Source organism: Halorubrum sp. BV1 (assembly GCF_000746205.1).
Classification (GTDB): Archaea; Halobacteriota; Halobacteria; order Halobacteriales; family Haloferacaceae; genus Halorubrum.
Map to the genome: position 1 here is coordinate 23094 of NZ_KN050825.1, position 16166 is coordinate 39259.

Below are 16166 nucleotides of genomic sequence, written 5' to 3' on the forward strand. Positions count from 1 at the left end.
TCGATGCCCATAACGTGGCCGGGGACACGCGTGTCACCGGCCGACCCACCGCCGAAGCCGCCACGTCCGTCCACCGGTTCGGGACCGTCGTTGCCGCGCCGGACCCGCTCAGATCGGTCGGCAAACGGATCGCACTCGGAGCGGTCGGCAAATGGATCGCACTCGGAGCGGTCGGCAAATGGATCGCACTCGGAGCGGTCGGCAAACGGATCGTGGTCAGGACGGCGCTTCGGCGGCGCTTCGGGCGAAAACATGTGTTCTCGGGCCGAATACACGCGGGCGTACAAGACTCAACGCTTATGAGGGGGCGGTCCAAATCCCCGCACGTTACGGAGACCTATATGAGCGATTGGATAGCGATCGGCGCCTTGGCGGTCGTCGGCCTGCTCATCCCCGTCGGGATGATGAGCGTGTCGGCGTTGCTCCGTCCGAGCGTGCCTGAGACCGGTAAAAGTACCACCTACGAGTCCGGCGAGACGCCGACGGGCACGACGCGGATCCGGTTCAACATCCAGTACTACATGGTCGCGTTGTTGTTCGTCGTGTTCGACATCGAGACCGTGTTGCTGTTCCCGTGGGCCGTCATCTACCGTCCGGCGATACAGGCCGGCGTTCCGATGACCGCTCTCCTGTGGCCGATGCTGGCGTTCGTCGGCATCCTCGCCATCGGGCTCGTCTGGGCGTGGCGGTCCGGGGCCATCAGTTGGGCCCGGAGTCCCCGCGCGACCAGCAGAAAGACGGAGCGTGACCTCAACTAATGAGCAGCGATCAACCTTTCATCACCGACGAATCGCAAGTCGTAACCGAGACCCGCGACGCCCGAATGACCGGGCAGGGCGATCGGTTCAACTCTCGGCTTCGGGAGGCGTTCGGCTCCTCGCCGTTCATCCTCACCAAGTTCGATAAGTTCCTGAACTGGTGCCGCGGCTCCTCGATGTTCATGCTGCAGTTCGGGATCGCCTGTTGCAGCATCGAGATGATGCACACCTACGCGGTGAAACACGACCTCGACCGGTTCGGGTCTGGCGTTCCCCGCGCGTCGCCGCGGCAGGCCGACGTGATGATCGTCCCCGGGACGATCGTCTCGAAGTTCGCGCCGCGGATGAAACGTGTCTACGACCAGATGCCCGAGCCGAAGTTCGTCGTCGGCATGGGCTCGTGTACCATCTCCGGCGGTCCGTTCCAGGAGGGGTACAACGTGATCAAGGGCGCAGAGGAGGTCATCCCGATCGACATCCACGTCCCGGGCTGTCCGCCCCGTCCCGAGGCGCTCGTCTACGGCGTCGTGAAGCTGCAAGAGCGCGTCGCGAACGGCGAAGCGGCACCGGTGACCGTCAAGCCCTACGAACTCGAGGAGTTCTCGGACCTCGAACGCGACGAGCTCGTGGACAAGCTCGCAGACCAGATCGACGACGACGAACTCGTCATGCGGTACAACTTCGCTGATTCGCCATGAGCCTCGAACGACCAGACACCGTCGACGATGGGGTTCCGGCGCAGACGCCGGACGAGCTCGAAGCCCTGCTCGGCGACCTCGTCGTCGGCCGCGACGACCATCTGAACGCCCCCGGATTCGTCATCCGTCCGGACACCGTACAGGAAACGCTCTCGATCCTGAAAGAGCAGGCGGGATACGACCACCTCTCGGTGGTCACAGCACAGGAGTACGAGAACCGGTACGAGTCGATCTACCACCTGAAAAAGTACGACGACCCGACCCAAGAGGTCAGCGTCGTCGTCCCCGCAGACAAGGACAACCCCGTCTCCGAGACGGGAGAGCCCGTCTTCCGAACCGCCGACTGGCACGAGCGGGAGGCGTACGACCTGATCGGCATCGAGTACGAGGGGCACCCGGACCTCCGGCGTATCCTGTTGCCCGAGACGTGGCAGGGACACCCGCTGTCGATGGACTACGACAAGGACCGGCCACAGATCGCCACGCTACCGGAGCACGCGAACCCGCTACAGGACCATCACAAGGACGACGAGTCCGACACGATGTTCCTCAACATCGGACCACACCACCCGGCGACACACGGCGTGCTCCACCTGAAGACGGTCCTCGACGGCGAGCAGGTCGTCGACGTCGAACCCGACATCGGCTACCTCCACCGCAGCGAAGAGCAGATGGCTCAGTCGGGGACGTACCGCCACCAGATCATGCCGTACCCCGACCGCTGGGACTACATCTCGGCGGGGCTTCTCAACGAGTGGGCGTACGCCCGCGCGGCCGAGGACCTCGCCGAGATCGAGGTGCCAGAGTACGCGCAGGTCATCCGCACGATGGGCGCGGAGATGTGCCGCATCGCGGCGCACATGCTCGCGCTCGCCACGTTCGCGCTCGACGTGAACGGCGACTTCACGGCGACGTTCATGTACGCCATCAACGACCGCGAGCGCGTACAGGACCTCTTAGAGGATCTGACGGGCCAGCGGCTGATGTTCAACTACTTCCGGCTCGGCGGCGTCGTCTGGGACCTGCCGGAGCCGCGCGAGGAGTTCTTCTCGAAGACGCGCGACTTCCTCGACCAGCTGCCCGAGTCCGTCGAGGAGTACCACAACCTCGTCACGTCGAACGAGATCTTCCAGATGCGGACGATCGACACGGGCATCCTGCCGCCCGAGGTCGCGAAGAATTACGGCGCGACCGGTCCCGTCGCCCGCGGGTCCGGGATCGACTACGACCTCCGGCGGGACGACCCGTACGGCTACTACGACGAGCTCGACTGGGACGTCGTGACCGAGGACGGGTGCGACAACTTCAGCCGCCTGCTCGTCCGGATGCGCGAGGTCGAGGAGTCGGCGAAGATCATCGAGCAGTGCGTCGATCTGCTCGAAGACTGGCCGGAAGACGAGCGGACGATTCAGGCGAACGTGCCGCGCACGCTACGTCCCGACGACGACACCGAGATATACCGTGCCGTTGAGGGCGCAAAGGGCGAACTCGGGATCTACATCCGCGCGGACGGCACTGACAAGCCGGGGCGGTTCAAGATCCGGTCGCCGTGCTTCTCGAACCTCCAGACGCTTCCGGAGATGGCGAACGGCGAGTACATCCCCGACGTCATCGCGGCGCTCGGGAGCCTTGACATCGTGCTCGGGGAGGTGGACCGCTGATGGGGACGGCACCCGCACAGCTGTTCCCCGAGTGGCTTGCAGAGACGTTCGGACTGCCGGGCGTGCTCGGCGAGGTCGTCGCGGCGCTCATCGCCGCGGCGGTCGTCGGCAACATCGTGCTCGCGTTCACGGGCGTTGCGGGTCCGTGGGCAAAACGGAAGATCACAGCCGCGTTCACGGACCGAATCGCGGTCAACCGCGTCGGGCCCTTCGGGTTGCTCATCATCCCGGCGTCAGCGGTTCAGCTGCTCGCGAAGGAGCTTATCGTCCCCGAGGGCGTCGACCGCCCCTCCTGGGACATTGCGCCCATCATCCTGCCGGCGTCCGCGCTTTTAGGCTTCGCCGTGATCCCGATGGGGCGGCTCGGCCCGATAAACTTCCACCTCGCCGACCCCGAAGTCGGGTTCGCGCTGGTGTTCGCGTTCGCGTCCATCGCGTCGATATCGCTTGTGATGGCCGGCTACGCGTCGAGCAACAAGTACTCGCTTTTGGGCGGGCTCCGCGCGGTCGCACAGAATCTCGCCTATGAGATCCCGCTCATCGTCACGGCGATGTCCGTCGTGATCTTCGCGGGGACGCTCCAGATGAGCGGCATCGTCGGCGCGCAGACGGAGACGCTCGTCACGATCGCCGGGTTCGATATTCCGGCGTGGTACGCGTTCGTGAACCCGTTCGCGTTCGTGTTGTTCCTCACGGCGAACCTCGCTGAAATCGGACGAAACCCGTTCGACATCCCGGAGGCACCCACCGAGATCGTCGCCGGGTACCAGACCGAGTACTCCTCGGCGTACTTCGTCCTCTTTTATCTCGGCGAGTTCGTGCACATCTTCCTCGGCGGCGCGATCCTCGCCGTGACGTTCCTCGGCGGCGCGTCCGGCCCCGGGCCGGAGAGTATCGGCTTCATCTGGTTCGTGGTGAAGCTCTGGGCCTTCTTCCTGTTCACGCAGTGGGCCCGCTCCGCGCTGCCGCGCGTCCGCATCGACCAGCTCATCGAGATCGGCTGGAAGGGCATGCTGGTGCTGTCGTTCGCGAACCTGGTTCTCACGGCCGTAATCGTGGGGGTGATCGCGTAATGATCGGACTCATGAAATCCATGGCGACGACGATGAAACACGCGCTGGACGGGTCGACGTTCACGGTGGAATACCCGGAGGACGCCCCCGAGGTGAGCCCGCGGTTCCGCGGCGTTCACAAGTTCAGCCAAGAGCGGTGCATCTGGTGTCGACAGTGCGAGAACGTCTGCCCGAACGACACGATCCAGATCGTTCAAGACGACCAGCGCAACGGGGAGCAGTACAACCTCCACATCGGCCAGTGCATCTACTGCCGGCTCTGTGAGGAAGTCTGTCCCGTCGACGCGATCTTGTTGACCCAGAACTTCGAGTTCACCGCCGACACGAAAGACGACTTCGTGTTCAACAAAGAACAGCTCAAGAACGTCCCGTGGTACAAGGGAATCGACCCGCTGGAATCCCGAAACCCCGATCGCAGCGCGTGGATCGGGGAGGGAGACGGCGAGGTCGACTACCAATAGCGGGCGCGTCTCGAAATCTTCAAAGGGACTCTCATAGGAGACACACACAATGGTTTATGCTACCATCGCGTTCGGGCTGTTCGCCGCTGTCACGCTGGCGTTCAGTCTCGGGGTCGTCTTAGCGCGCGACGTGTTCCACGCCGCGTTGCTTCTGGGCGGTGCCCTGACGAGCGTCGCGGTGCACTACGTGATGTTACAGGCGGAGTTCATCGCCGCCATGCAGATCCTCGTCTACGTCGGCGGGGTTCTCATTCTCGTCACGTTCGCCGTGATGCTCACGCGAATGGACACGGAAACGGAGGTGAATAGCGCGTGAGCGATTCGAGTTCCGGAGTCGGAAGCCGGATCGTCCCCGTCATCGCGGTCGCGGCCCTGTTCGTCGTGATGGCCATCACGGCCCTCTCGGCGGAGTTCGGTGCGGTAACCGGCTTCCCGGCCGACGCGTCGATCGTTCACAACATCGGGTACGCCCTGTTCGGGCTCGGCGAGTACGACGTGACGACGGTCCCCGCCGAGGGGTTCCTCGCGGCCTTCCTGATCGCCGCAGTGGCCCTCGACGTCGCCGTCGACGGCGCGGTGTATCTGGCGAAACGCGAGGAGGACGGCTCCATCGTCGCCGCGGTCGGGCAAGCGCTTACCGACGGAGGTGACCGGCAGTGACCGCCGTCGCCGCGTCCATCCCCCCGTCGTGGTACCTGCTTTTGGCGGCCACGGTGTTTTGTGTCGGACTACTCGGCGTGCTCACCCGGCGGTCGGCGCTGTACTTCCTCATGAGCGTCGAGCTCATGATGAACGCCGCGAATATCAACTTCGTCGCGTTCGCGCTGTACTACGGCGACCTCACGGGACAGGTGTTCGCGCTGTTCGTCATCGCGCTCGCCGCCGCCGAGGTCGCGATCGGTATCGGCATCATCCTCGTGTTGTACCGCAACTTCGGCGTCACAGACGTCACCGTTCCAACGGAGATGAGGTGGTAACATGATAGACGTGTTCTCGTACGTTCCGGCGATAGTTCTCCTGCCGTTCTTCTCGTTCCTGGTCGCGCTCGGGGCAGGCAAGTACCTCCCGAAGGGGGGTGCCTTCGGCGGCATCGCCGCGACTGCGGGGTCGTTCCTCCTCTCGCTTTGGGTGCTCGCGACCGTGGCCGGCGGACAGGCAGCGAATCGGACGATCTACACCTGGGCGAGCGCCGGCGGTATCGGGCCGACCGACGTCGAGCTCAGCTTCGGCATCCTCGTGGACCCGCTTTCGGCGCTCATGCTCGTCATCGTGACGCTCGTGGCGCTTTTAGTCCACGTGTTCTCGCTGGGATACATGAACGACGAGGGCGAGACCGGGCTCCCGCGGTACTACGCCGGACTCGGGCTCTTTACCGCGTCGATGCTCGGCTTCGTCGTTGCGGACAACCTGCTCATGGCGTTCATGTTCTTCGAGCTGGTCGGGCTCTGCTCGTACCTGCTCATCGGCTTCCACTTCCGGGAGCCCGGGCCGCCGTCGGCGGCGAAGAAGGCCTTCCTCGTCACCCGGTTCGGGGACTACTTCTTCCTGATCGGCGTCGTGGCGGTGCTCGCGACGTTCGGCACGGCGCAGTTCGCGGGTAGCGAGTCGTTCCCGCACCTCGCCGAGGCCGCACTCGCCGGAGAGGGGTCGGTCGCGTGGACGCCCGGCGGGCTCGCACTCGACACATGGTTCACGATCGTCGGGCTGCTCGTGCTCGGCGGAGTCGTGGGGAAGTCGGCGCAGTTCCCGCTACACACATGGCTCCCCGACGCGATGGAGGGTCCGACGCCCGTCTCCGCGCTGATCCACGCCGCGACGATGGTCGCGGCCGGCGTCTACCTCGTCGCGCGGATGTACGGCTTCTACGCGCTGTCACCGACGGCGCTCGCGGTGATCGCCTTCATCGGCGGCTTCACCGCGCTGTTCGCGGCGACGATGGGCGTCGTGAAAGACGAACTGAAGCAGGTGCTCGCGTACTCGACCATCTCGCAGTACGGCTACATGATGCTCGCGCTCGGCGCGGGCGGGTACGTGGCCGCGGTCTTCCACCTGACGACCCACGCCTTCTTCAAGGCCCTGCTCTTCTTGGGCGCGGGCTCGGTCATCATCGCGATGCACCACAACGAAGACATGTGGGACATGGGTGGACTGAAATCGAAGCTGCCCGTCACCTACTACACGTTCTTGGCCGGTTCGCTGGCGCTCGCGGGTATCTTCCCGTTCGCCGGCTTCTGGTCGAAAGACGAGATCCTCTATGAGGCGCTCGTGCACGCGCCCGGCGAGCCGCTGCTGTTCGGCGGCTACCTGATGGGGCTGCTCGCGGTACCCGTCACCGCCTTCTACACGTTCCGGATGGTCTTTTTGACCTTCCACGGCGAGCCGCGCAGCGCCACCGCACGCGACCCCGAACCCGTTCGCTGGAACGTGAAGGGGCCGCTTTCGGTGCTGGGCGTGCTCGCCGTCGTCACCGGCTTCATCAACATGGTGCCGGTCCAGAAGGTGCTCGGACTGGAGGGCATCGACCTGCTCCATCTCTGGCTCGACAACCACTGGGGCGGCATCGAGGGACTCTCTTCGCACCACTACGCCGACCTCGGTCCGTACAGTAGCGAGTACCTCTTCGGCGGCGAGGTCGGCACTATCCTCGTCGGCGCGGCGGTCTCGCTCGGTCTGGCGCTTGCTGGCCTCGGACTCGCGTGGCGGCTCTACGGGGTTCCGTCGCCGACGGAACACACGGCGAAGCTCGGCGGGATCAAAGACGTGCTGTACAACAACTACTACCTCGACGAACTGCAGGTATGGCTCGCGTATCGCACCGAGGACGTGGCCGGCGTGGCCAACGTCTTCGACCAGGGGATCATCGACGGCGTCGTCAACGGCGTCTCGTCGGTGAGCCTTTTCGGGGGGAACCGGATCCGACGGATCCAGAGCGGCGTCGTCTCGCAGTACACGGCGCTTTTGACGCTGGGCCTCGTCGCGCTCGTCTTGGTCCTCGGCGTCACAGGGGGGTGGTTCCTGTGATACTCGAAGCGCTCATCGCCGTCGCGTTCGTGAGCGCGCTCGTCATCCTCCTCGCGCCCAACGAGTGGGCGGGGAAACTGGCGTTCGCACTCAGCCTGATCCCATTCGCGGGGTCGCTGTACCTGTGGTCCGCCTTCGACGGCTCCGGCAACGCGCTTACGGGCGGTGACATCGCGTTCCAGACGCAGATCGAGTGGCTCGAAGTCGGCGGCCGGTCGGTGTCGTGGTTCGTCGGCCTCGACGGGATCAGCCTCCCGCTCGTGGTGCTCACGACGTTCCTCGTGCCGCTCGCTATCGTGAGCGCGTGGACGCCGATCGACTCCCGACAGAGCCAGTTTTACGGGCTCATGCTGTTCATGGAGGCGAACCTCCTCGGCGTGTTCACGGCGCTCGACTTCTTCCTGTGGTTCATCTTCTGGGAGGCCGTCCTCGTGCCGATGTACTTCCTCATCGGCATCTGGGGCGGCCCGCGCCGGAAGTACGCCGCGATCAAGTTCTTCGTGTACACGAACGCGGCGTCGCTCCTGATGTTCATCGGGTTCATGTCGCTCGTGTTCGCGCTCGGCGACTCGGTGAGTTCGTTCGCGCTCCCGGAGATCACGCAGGCCATCGCGGCCGGCGATCTCTCGGCGTGGTTCGGGATATCGCCCGATCGGATGGCGCTCCTCGCCTTCCTCGCGATGTTCCTCGGGTTCGCCGTGAAGGTACCCATCGTCCCGGTGCACACATGGCTGCCTGACGCCCACGTCGAAGCGCCGACACCGGTGTCGGTGCTTCTGGCGGGCGTGCTCCTGAAGATGGGGACGTACGCGCTGCTCCGGTTCAACTTCACGATGCTCCCGAATCAGGCGTCCGCACTCGCGATTCCCATCGCGGCTATCGCCGTTATCAGCGTCATCTACGGCGCGATGCTGGCGCTGGCACAGAAAGACCTGAAACGTATCGTCGCGTACTCCTCCGTCTCGTCGATGGGGTATGTCATCCTCGGACTCGTCGTGTTCACCGAGTACGGCGTGGGCGGCGCGACGTTCCAGATGGTCGCTCACGGACTCATCTCCGGGCTGATGTTCATGGCCGTTGGCGTCGTCTACAACGCGACGCACACGCGGATGGTCGGCGACATGGCCGGAATGGCCGACCGGATGCCGATCACGGTCGGGATCTTGGTCGCCGGCGCGTTCGGTTACATGGGGCTTCCCCTGATGGCCGGCTTCGCCGGTGAGTTCTTCATCTTCGTGGGCTCGCTTTCGGCACCGGCGCTCCCGTACGCGCCCGTGTTCACCGCGCTCGCGATGTTTGGTATCGTCATCGTCGCCGGCTACCTGCTGTCGGCGATGCAGAGCACGCTGTTCGGGCCGTTCCACCTCGAGACGGACTACGAGGTCGGCCCCGCGCCGTTCCACGACGTCGCCCCGCTCGCGGTGCTTCTGGTGGCGATCATCGTGCTCGGCGTCGCACCCGACATCTTCTTCGAGATGATCCGTGACGCTGCGCTGCCTGTCGTCGAGGGGGTGACGCTCAATGGGTAACGCACCGGCTGCGGTGACGGCGCTGCTTCCGGTGTTGCTTCTGGCACTCACCGGGCTCGCACTGCTGTTGGTCGATACGATCCGACCGTCGGAACGGTCGAACACCTCGATGGCAGTCGTGAGCGCGCTCGGATCGCTGGGCGCGCTCGCCGCGACCGCGTGGCTCGTCGTCTCCGGGACGGTCGGCGTCGAGGCGGGCGCGGTTCGCCTGTTCGCGGACACGATCGCCGTCGACACCATGGCGCTGTTCTTCACCGCCATCTTCGCGTCGGTGACTGCGCTCGTCGTCGTCGCCGCGCACGACTACTTCCACGACCACGCGAACCCCGCGGCGTTCTACTCGCTCGTGCTGTTCGCGACGACGGGGATGGCACTTCTCGCGGTCGCCAACTCGCTCGCGGTCGTGTTCGTCGCTCTGGAGATGGTGTCGCTGCCGTCGTACGTGCTCGTCGCGTTCTTGAAACAGAACCGCGGGAGCGTCGAGGCGGGGATGAAGTACTTCCTCGTCGGCGCGCTCTCGTCTGCGATCTTCCTGTTCGGGATCTCGCTCGTCTACGCGGCGACCGGGTCGCTGCTGTTCGGTGACGTCGCCGAGGCGATGGGATCGCTCGACGGACTCGCGGGCGTCGCCGGGCTCGGCATCGTGATGATCGTCGGCGGGGTGGCGTTCAAGACCGCCTCCGTTCCGTTCCACTTCTGGGCTCCGGAGGCGTACGAGGGCGCGCCGGCACCCGTGAGCGCGTTCCTCTCGTCGGCGTCGAAGGCCGCCGGGTTCGTGGTGGCGTTCCAGCTGTTCACGGAGGCGTTCCCGGTCGGCGCGTCGCTCGGTGCCAACATCGACTGGGTGCTCGCGTTCGGGATCCTCGCGGCCGTGACGATGACGCTCGGGAACTTCGCGGCGGCCGTTCAAGAGGAGGTCAAGCGGATGCTCGCGTACTCCTCGATCGGTCACGCCGGCTACGCGCTCATCGGTCTCGCCGCGCTGTCGGCCGGCGGTCAGGCCAACGGGACCGTGATGGGCGCGGCGATGGCGCACCTGCTCGTCTACGGGTTCATGAACACCGGCGCGTTCCTCTTCGTCGCGATGGCGGAGCGGTGGGGCGTCGGTCGGACCTTCGCGGACTACGCCGGGCTCGCGCGTCGCGCACCCGTCGCGTCGACCGCGATGGCCGTGTTCATGTTCTCGCTCGCGGGGCTCCCGCCGTTCGCCGGGTTCTTCTCGAAGTACTTCCTGTTCCAGGCGGCCATCGACAACGGCTTCCTGTGGCTCGCTGCGCTCGGTGCGGTGAACAGCGTGATCTCGCTGTACTACTACAGCCGAGTCGTCAAGGCGCTGTTCATTGACGATCCCAACTCGCCGAGCGCGCTCGACGCGATCGACGTGCGGCCGACGGCGCTGTACGCCGCGGTCGTGTTCGCCGCCGTCGCGACGGTGCTGCTCTTGCCCGGCTTCGGGCCGGTCATCGAGACCGCCGAGGCGGCCGCGTCCGCGCTATTCTGACCGCCTCGGGAATCGGGTCCCGACTTTTTGTTCGATTCGACCGGTACCCGCAGGTATTCGGGCGTCCGGCACCTCCGTTCGATATGGGACGCACTCGCACGTACCGGTGTCTTGGCTGTCTCGATCACACGCTAGACCGCGCGTTCGACACGTCACACCTCTCCGTGACGTGTCCGTCGTGTGAGTCGTTCGAGCGGTTCGTCAATGAGGCGGCATATCAGACGTTTCGCGGGTTCGAGGAGTCGCCGCCCGACGAACTCGACTGGGCGCGTCTGGAACGGGAGGAGAAGCTGCTCATTTCCGAACGAGTCACCCGAACGACGAAGACGCTCGCCGACTTCGACGTGATCGACGACCGCGACGCGATGCCGGCCGAGTGAGCGGTCCGTGTGGGAACTGGCCTACCGAGCGTAGAGCTTTCCGCCGATGAGCGACGCGAGCGCGACGCCGTCGTTCGGCGTCACCGCCACGTAGGGGCGATCGACGGGGCCGAACACGTCGACTACCCGGCCCACCGTCGAGAGCGACTCGTCGACGACCGACGAGCCGATCCGCGGCGGTTCCTCGTCGGCGTCGGCACGGGCGATAGCGAGCCCCCCGGCGGTACGGACGACGGAGCCTACTCGTCGCATCGCTACTCTCGGATGACCCCGAGGTAGGCGGCGATCGCCTGCACGAGGTCGTTTTTCGCCGTGTCGTCCGTTCCGCGGACGACGACCATCCCGCGGGGTTCGAACTCGCGGGAGTACGCCTTGTCGCGTTCGATCACCGCGTCGTAGCCGATCTGCTGAACAGCCTTCGCGATCTCGTCGACCGTCGGGTCCTCGACCGCCAGGTCCATCGGGACACGGCGGCCCGCAGACCGCGACCGATCGGCGTCGAAGTACGCGGGATAGACGACGTTCTCGACCATATACCGGAGAGGCGAGCGCGCGGCGTAAGGTCGTTTCGGACGCGGTCGGGGTGGTTCGTCGGTCCATGTAGACGTTCGAGCGCGGCACTCTCACCCCGCGGAGCCGCCGCGAGATCCACCCCGGAACCCTTTTGGAGCAACACGGGCCACGTTCGTGTAATGAGCGATCTCGAAGCGGAGTACCGTCTCGACTACTTCGAGGAAGAGGGGTTCGAGCGCAAGGAGTGTCCCTCCTGTGGCGCGCACTTTTGGACCCGCGACGCCGACCGCGAACTGTGCGGCGAACCGCCCTGTGCGGACTACAGCTTCATCGGCGACCCGGGCTTTCCGGAGCCGCACTCGCTGTCGGAGATGCGCGAGGCGTTCCTCTCCTTTTTCGAGGATCACGGTCACGAGCGGATCGATCCGTACCCGGTCGCGGCGAACCGCTGGCGCGACGACGTGCTCTTAACGCAGGCGTCGATCTACGACTTTCAGCCGCTCGTCACCTCCGGGCAGACGCCACCGCCGGCGAACCCGCTTACCATCTCACAGCCCTGCATCCGGATGCAGGACATCGACAACGTCGGGAAGACCGGGCGGCACACGATGGCGTTCGAGATGATGGCACATCACGCGTTCAACACGCGCGAGGACGCGGACGAGGAGTACGCCTACGAGGGCGAGGTGTACTGGAAAGACGAGACGGTCCGGTACTGCGACGAGCTGTTCGAGAGTCTGGGAGCCGACCTGGAGGAGATAACCTACATCGAGGACCCGTGGGTCGGCGGGGGCAACGCCGGCCCCGCAATCGAGGTCATCTACAAGGGCGCGGAGCTGGCGACGCTCGTCTTCATGTGCATGGAGCGGGACCCCGACGGCGACTACGAGATGAAAGACGGGCACACGTACTCGTTCATGGACACGTACATCGTCGACACGGGGTACGGGTTAGAGCGGTGGACGTGGATGAGTCAGGGGACGGCGACGGTGTACGAGGCCATCTATCCGGACGCAATCGACTTCCTCAAAGAGAACGCCGGCATCGAACACACGGCCGACGAACGCGAGATCGTCCACCGCGCGGCGACGCTCTCGGGACGGCTCGACATCGACGACGTCGATGACGTGGAGGCGGCCCGCGGGGACATCGCCGACAGGCTCGACGTCGACGTCGAGCGGCTCCGCGAACTGGTCGAGCCGCTCGAAGCCATCTACGCTATCGCGGACCACTCGCGGACGCTTGCGTACATGTTCGGCGACGGCATCGTCCCGTCGAACGTCGGCACGGGCTACCTCGCGCGGATGGTGCTCCGCCGGATGAAGCGGCTGGTCGACGAGGTGGGCGTCGACGCGCCGCTCGACGAACTTGTCGATATGCAGGCCGACCGGCTCGGCTACGAGAACCGCGACACGATCCGCGAGATCGTCCGCAGCGAGGAGCGGAAGTACCGCAAGACGCTGGAGCGAGGCTCCCGGAAGGTCGAACAGCTCGCCGACGAGTACGCCGGAACCGGCGATCCGATCCCGACGGAGACGCTGTTAGAGCTGTACGACTCCCACGGCATCCAGCCGGACATGGTGGCCGATATCGCGGCGGAGCGCGGCGCGACCGTCGACGTGCCGGACGACTTCTACGCGCTCGTCGCCGACCGTCACGAGGAGGCCGACGGCGACGACGCGGCCACAGCCCGCGACGAGCGGTTCGACGACCTCCCCGAGACGGAGAAGCTCTTTTATGACGATCAGGGGCGGACCGAGTTCGAGGCGGTCGTCCTCGACGTGTTCGATCGCGAGGAGGGGTACGACGTCGTGTTGGACCAGACGATGTTCTATCCCGAGGGCGGCGGCCAGCCCGCGGACCGGGGGCAGCTCACGGTCGGCGAGACCACGGTCGACGTGACGGACGTACAGGAGGTCGGCGGAGTCGTCCTCCACCGCACCGACGCCGATCCCGGAAAGGGTGAGTTCGTTCGCGGGCAGGTCGACGGCGACCGTCGCGACCGGCTGCGGGCACACCACACGGCGACGCACCTGATCGGGCACGCGGCCCGCGAGGTTCTCGGCGACCACATCCGGCAGGCGGGCGCAAAAAAGGGGATAGATTCCTCTCGGCTCGACGTGCGCCACTACGACCGGATCACGAGAGAGCAGGTCAAAGCGATAGAACGCGTGGCAAACGAGCTGGTCCGCGATAACGTCCCGGTTCGACAGGAGTGGCCGGACCGCAACGAGGCAGAGGCCGAACACGGGTTCGACCTGTACCAAGGCGGCGTCCCGCCGGGAACCAACATCCGGCTCGTCCACGTCGGCGACGCCGACGTGCAGGCGTGTGCCGGCACGCACGTCGACCGCACCGGACAGATCGGCGCGGTGAAGGTACTGAAGACAGAGCCCGTCCAAGACGGCGTCGAGCGGATCGTCTTCGCCGCCGCCGGCGCGGCGGTCGAAGCGACCCAGCGCACCGAGGACGCGCTGTACGACGCCGCCGATGCGCTCGACGTCGACCCGCTCGACGTGCCCGAGACGGCAGAGCGATTCTTCGAGGAGTGGAAGGCGCGCGGCAAAGAGATCGAGTCGCTCAAAGAGGAACTTGCGACCGCGCGCGCGTCCGGTGGTGCCGACGCCGAGGAGGTCGACGTCGGCGGGGCGACGGTCGTGGTCCAGCGGCTCGACGGCGACGCGGACGAGCTGCGCGCGACCGCGAACGCCCACGTCGACGACGGAAAGGTCGCCGTCGTCGGGAGCGGCGGCGACGGATCCGCGAGTTTCGTCGTCGGCGTGCCCGACGGCGTCGGTGTCAACGCCGGACAGGTCGTCTCGGCGCTCGCCGACCGGGTGGGCGGCGGCGGCGGCGGGCCACCGGACTTCGCACAGGGCGGCGGCCCGGACGTCGACGCGCTCGACGACGCCCTGGAGTCGGCACCGGAGATAGTACGCAGCGTCCAAGAGGCCTGACTCGGGGAGACCAGACCGATGCCGAGAGCCGACAACGCCGGAGTCTCGATCCGGTACGAGGTCGACGCGCCTGACGCGAGCGACGCCGACGAGGCGGTCGTGTTCTGTGGCGACGCCGGCCTCGGCGCGTGGCAGTTCGGCTGGCAGCACGCCGCGGTCGCGGGGCCGCACACGGTCGTCACGCCCGAGACGCGGGGCGTCGGTCGGTCCGACGCGCCACCGGGGCCGTACTCGGTCGAGACGCTTGCGAGCGACGTCGACGCCGTCTGTTCCGCGGCGGGAGTGCGGAACGCCCACGTCGTCGGGTACGGGCTGGGCGGGATGGTCGCGCTCGCGTACGCCCTCACGTCGTCGCGGCCCGCGAGCCTGACCGTCGTCGGGACGCCGCCGTCGGGGGCGGACTACAACGCCCTCGGGGTGTGGGCCGATCCGTCGACGCCGACGGCGGTCGAGGGGTCACTGACCGGACTGCTCTCTGAGCCGTTCCGCGAGAGGCACCCGGACGTGCTCTCTCGGATCGCCGACTGGCGGATGAGAGAGGACGCCGACCGCGAGACGTTCGAGGCGCACCGCGCGGCCGTAGAGGGCTTCGACGTCTCGGACCGGCTGTACGAGATCACGACGCCGACGCTCGTCGTCCACGGCTCGGAAGACACCGTCTGCCCGCGGACGGCGGCGGAAACGCTCGTCGACGGGCTTCCACGCGGCGAGTCGTTCGTCGTCGAGGGGGCGAAACACCTCGTCGGCGTGGAGGCGTCCGTGGCGGTCAACGACGCGCTTGTCGGGTGGCTCGCGGAGCACGCCGCCGATCCGCTCTCCTGAGTGAACCGCGCCCACAACCGTTTTCAGTGTCTCTGACCACCGTTCGGTCAATGACACGCCTCCGGTTCGCGCTGTTGAACGCGGCGCAGACAGACGGAAGCACCCGGCGGAACTTCCGCCGCGAACTCGACGCTGACCTCGCGGAGTTCGACGCCGCGAACGGCCACCTTCCCGACCACACCGAGTTCGACGGCGTCGTGGTCACCGGGTCGCGGTCGTCGGTCTACTGGGACGAGGCGTGGATCCCCTCGCTCATCGAGTACGTCGCCGACGCCGCCGACGCGGGGGTTCCGGTGCTCGGCGTCTGTTACGGCCACCAAGTGCTCGCGGAGGCGCTCGGCGGTCGCGTCACCGGAATGGACGGGTTCGAGATCGGCTACAACACGGTTCGACACCGCGGGAACGACCCGTTATTCGAGGGGATAGACGAGGAGTTCACCGTCTTCACGACGCACGGCGACACGGTCGTCGACCTCCCGCCGAGCGCGACGCTGATAGCCGAGAACGACCACGGCGTCCACGCGTTCCGCGACGGGCACTGCTGGGGCGTTCAGTTTCATCCGGAGTACGACATCGACACGGCGCGCGACGTCACGGACGGCAAGCGCGAACGGCTGGGCGACGCCCGCGTCGACGCCGTCTTGGAGGAGATCACGCCCGACGCCTACGACGCAGCCTGCGAGGCGAAGGGGATCTTCGACAATTTCGTCGCGTACGCCCGGCGGCTGAAAGCCGAACGCGAGTCGGCTGCCGCTGCCGACGACTGACCGCCGACGGAGTCCGCTCGGGTCG

Annotated in this window: 17 protein-coding genes; 15 read left to right on the plus strand and 2 right to left on the minus strand. The window is 66.3% G+C overall.

Annotation, left to right across the window (positions count from 1 at the left end; genetic code table 11):
• The first annotated feature begins 341 nt into the window (after positions 1–341).
• The 12 genes from EP28_RS11705 to EP28_RS11760 all read left to right on the plus strand — a co-directional run bounded on the left by EP28_RS11705 (position 342) and on the right by EP28_RS11760 (position 11082).
• Entirely contained in the window at positions 342–758 is a 417-nt protein-coding gene (locus EP28_RS11705) for an NADH-quinone oxidoreductase subunit A (protein WP_049984523.1), read from the plus strand.
• On the plus strand, positions 758–1456 hold the full coding sequence (locus EP28_RS11710) for an NADH-quinone oxidoreductase subunit B (RefSeq protein WP_006113007.1): 699 nt from the start codon (positions 758–760) through the stop codon (positions 1454–1456). The genes EP28_RS11705 and EP28_RS11710 overlap by 1 nt, the downstream gene beginning before the upstream one ends.
• A complete protein-coding gene (locus EP28_RS11715) occupies positions 1453–3117 on the plus strand; it encodes an NADH-quinone oxidoreductase subunit D (RefSeq protein WP_049984191.1) in 1665 nt (554 codons plus the stop codon). The genes EP28_RS11710 and EP28_RS11715 overlap by 4 nt, the downstream gene beginning before the upstream one ends.
• A complete protein-coding gene (locus EP28_RS11720) occupies positions 3117–4190 on the plus strand; it encodes a complex I subunit 1/NuoH family protein (protein WP_049984192.1) in 1074 nt (357 codons plus the stop codon). Before EP28_RS11715 ends, EP28_RS11720 begins: the two co-directional genes overlap by 1 nt.
• Positions 4190–4651 carry a NuoI/complex I 23 kDa subunit family protein gene (locus EP28_RS11725; RefSeq protein WP_049984193.1) on the plus strand — a complete coding sequence of 154 codons (462 nt, stop codon included), beginning with the start codon at positions 4190–4192 and terminating at the stop codon, positions 4649–4651. Before EP28_RS11720 ends, EP28_RS11725 begins: the two co-directional genes overlap by 1 nt.
• A 49-nt stretch (positions 4652–4700) precedes the next feature.
• Positions 4701–4967: an NADH-quinone oxidoreductase subunit J gene (locus EP28_RS11730; protein WP_049984194.1), complete on the plus strand. Its 267-nt coding sequence runs from the start codon at positions 4701–4703 to the stop codon at positions 4965–4967.
• Between the two features lie 68 nt (positions 4968–5035).
• Positions 5036–5311, plus strand: coding sequence for a hypothetical protein (locus EP28_RS11735; RefSeq protein ID WP_230455368.1), 276 nt, complete (start codon positions 5036–5038; stop codon positions 5309–5311).
• Entirely contained in the window at positions 5308–5628 is a 321-nt protein-coding gene (gene nuoK / locus EP28_RS11740; protein ID WP_049984196.1) for an NADH-quinone oxidoreductase subunit NuoK, read from the plus strand. The genes EP28_RS11735 and nuoK overlap by 4 nt, the downstream gene beginning before the upstream one ends.
• Position 5629: 1 nt before the next feature.
• Positions 5630–7672, plus strand: coding sequence for an NADH-quinone oxidoreductase subunit L (gene nuoL, locus EP28_RS11745; protein WP_049984197.1), 2043 nt, complete (start codon positions 5630–5632; stop codon positions 7670–7672).
• Complete coding sequence (locus EP28_RS11750) at positions 7669–9201, plus strand: complex I subunit 4 family protein (RefSeq protein WP_196219643.1); 1533 nt, start codon at positions 7669–7671, stop codon at positions 9199–9201. The genes nuoL and EP28_RS11750 overlap by 4 nt, the downstream gene beginning before the upstream one ends.
• A complete protein-coding gene (locus EP28_RS11755; protein ID WP_049984198.1) occupies positions 9194–10702 on the plus strand; it encodes an NADH-quinone oxidoreductase subunit N in 1509 nt (502 codons plus the stop codon). Before EP28_RS11750 ends, EP28_RS11755 begins: the two co-directional genes overlap by 8 nt.
• Before the next feature lie 83 nt (positions 10703–10785).
• Positions 10786–11082 carry a hypothetical protein gene (locus tag EP28_RS11760; protein ID WP_049984199.1) on the plus strand — a complete coding sequence of 99 codons (297 nt, stop codon included), beginning with the start codon at positions 10786–10788 and terminating at the stop codon, positions 11080–11082.
• 21 nt (positions 11083–11103) lie between these two features.
• Here the strand turns inward: EP28_RS11760 and EP28_RS11765 are convergent, their stop codons facing one another.
• Both EP28_RS11765 and srp19 read right to left on the minus strand, forming a co-directional pair.
• Complete coding sequence (locus EP28_RS11765; protein ID WP_049984200.1) at positions 11104–11334, minus strand: H/ACA ribonucleoprotein complex subunit GAR1; 231 nt, start codon at positions 11332–11334, stop codon at positions 11104–11106.
• Positions 11335–11336: 2 nt separating this feature from the next.
• Entirely contained in the window at positions 11337–11615 is a 279-nt protein-coding gene (gene srp19 / locus EP28_RS11770) for a signal recognition particle subunit SRP19 (RefSeq protein ID WP_049984201.1), read from the minus strand.
• Positions 11616–11774: 159 nt separating this feature from the next.
• Here srp19 and alaS point away from each other — a divergent pair, with 159 nt between their 5' ends.
• Genes alaS through EP28_RS11785 form a run of 3 tightly spaced genes read left to right on the plus strand, consistent with a single transcriptional unit; the run spans position 11775 to position 16141 of the window.
• Positions 11775–14552, plus strand: coding sequence for an alanine--tRNA ligase (alaS, locus tag EP28_RS11775; RefSeq protein WP_049984202.1), 2778 nt, complete (start codon positions 11775–11777; stop codon positions 14550–14552).
• 18 nt (positions 14553–14570) lie between these two features.
• On the plus strand, positions 14571–15374 hold the full coding sequence (locus EP28_RS11780) for an alpha/beta fold hydrolase (RefSeq protein ID WP_049984203.1): 804 nt from the start codon (positions 14571–14573) through the stop codon (positions 15372–15374).
• A 50-nt stretch (positions 15375–15424) separates the two neighbouring features.
• Complete coding sequence (locus tag EP28_RS11785; protein WP_049984204.1) at positions 15425–16141, plus strand: type 1 glutamine amidotransferase; 717 nt, start codon at positions 15425–15427, stop codon at positions 16139–16141.
• Positions 16142–16166 lie beyond the last annotated feature (25 nt).

Bases quoted from the DNA above. Each gene is read 5' to 3' on its own strand.
- EP28_RS11735 (WP_230455368.1), top strand. From the start codon at position 5,036: ATGGCCATCACGGCCCTCTCGGCGGAGTTCGGTGCGGTAACCGGCTTC.
- EP28_RS11720 (WP_049984192.1), top strand. From the start codon at position 3,117: ATGGGGACGGCACCCGCACAGCTGTTCCCCGAGTGGCTTGCAGAGACG.
- srp19 (WP_049984201.1), bottom strand. From the start codon at position 11,615: ATGGTCGAGAACGTCGTCTATCCCGCGTACTTCGACGCCGATCGGTCG.
- EP28_RS11760 (WP_049984199.1), top strand. From the start codon at position 10,786: ATGGGACGCACTCGCACGTACCGGTGTCTTGGCTGTCTCGATCACACG.
- EP28_RS11780 (WP_049984203.1), top strand. From the start codon at position 14,571: ATGCCGAGAGCCGACAACGCCGGAGTCTCGATCCGGTACGAGGTCGAC.
- EP28_RS11710 (WP_006113007.1), top strand. From the start codon at position 758: ATGAGCAGCGATCAACCTTTCATCACCGACGAATCGCAAGTCGTAACC.
- EP28_RS11715 (WP_049984191.1), top strand. From the start codon at position 1,453: ATGAGCCTCGAACGACCAGACACCGTCGACGATGGGGTTCCGGCGCAG.
- EP28_RS11785 (WP_049984204.1), top strand. From the start codon at position 15,425: ATGACACGCCTCCGGTTCGCGCTGTTGAACGCGGCGCAGACAGACGGA.
- EP28_RS11730 (WP_049984194.1), top strand. From the start codon at position 4,701: ATGGTTTATGCTACCATCGCGTTCGGGCTGTTCGCCGCTGTCACGCTG.
- alaS (WP_049984202.1), top strand. From the start codon at position 11,775: ATGAGCGATCTCGAAGCGGAGTACCGTCTCGACTACTTCGAGGAAGAG.
- EP28_RS11705 (WP_049984523.1), top strand. From the start codon at position 342: ATGAGCGATTGGATAGCGATCGGCGCCTTGGCGGTCGTCGGCCTGCTC.
- EP28_RS11755 (WP_049984198.1), top strand. From the start codon at position 9,194: ATGGGTAACGCACCGGCTGCGGTGACGGCGCTGCTTCCGGTGTTGCTT.
- EP28_RS11725 (WP_049984193.1), top strand. From the start codon at position 4,190: ATGATCGGACTCATGAAATCCATGGCGACGACGATGAAACACGCGCTG.
- EP28_RS11765 (WP_049984200.1), bottom strand. From the start codon at position 11,334: ATGCGACGAGTAGGCTCCGTCGTCCGTACCGCCGGGGGGCTCGCTATC.
- nuoL (WP_049984197.1), top strand. From the start codon at position 5,630: ATGATAGACGTGTTCTCGTACGTTCCGGCGATAGTTCTCCTGCCGTTC.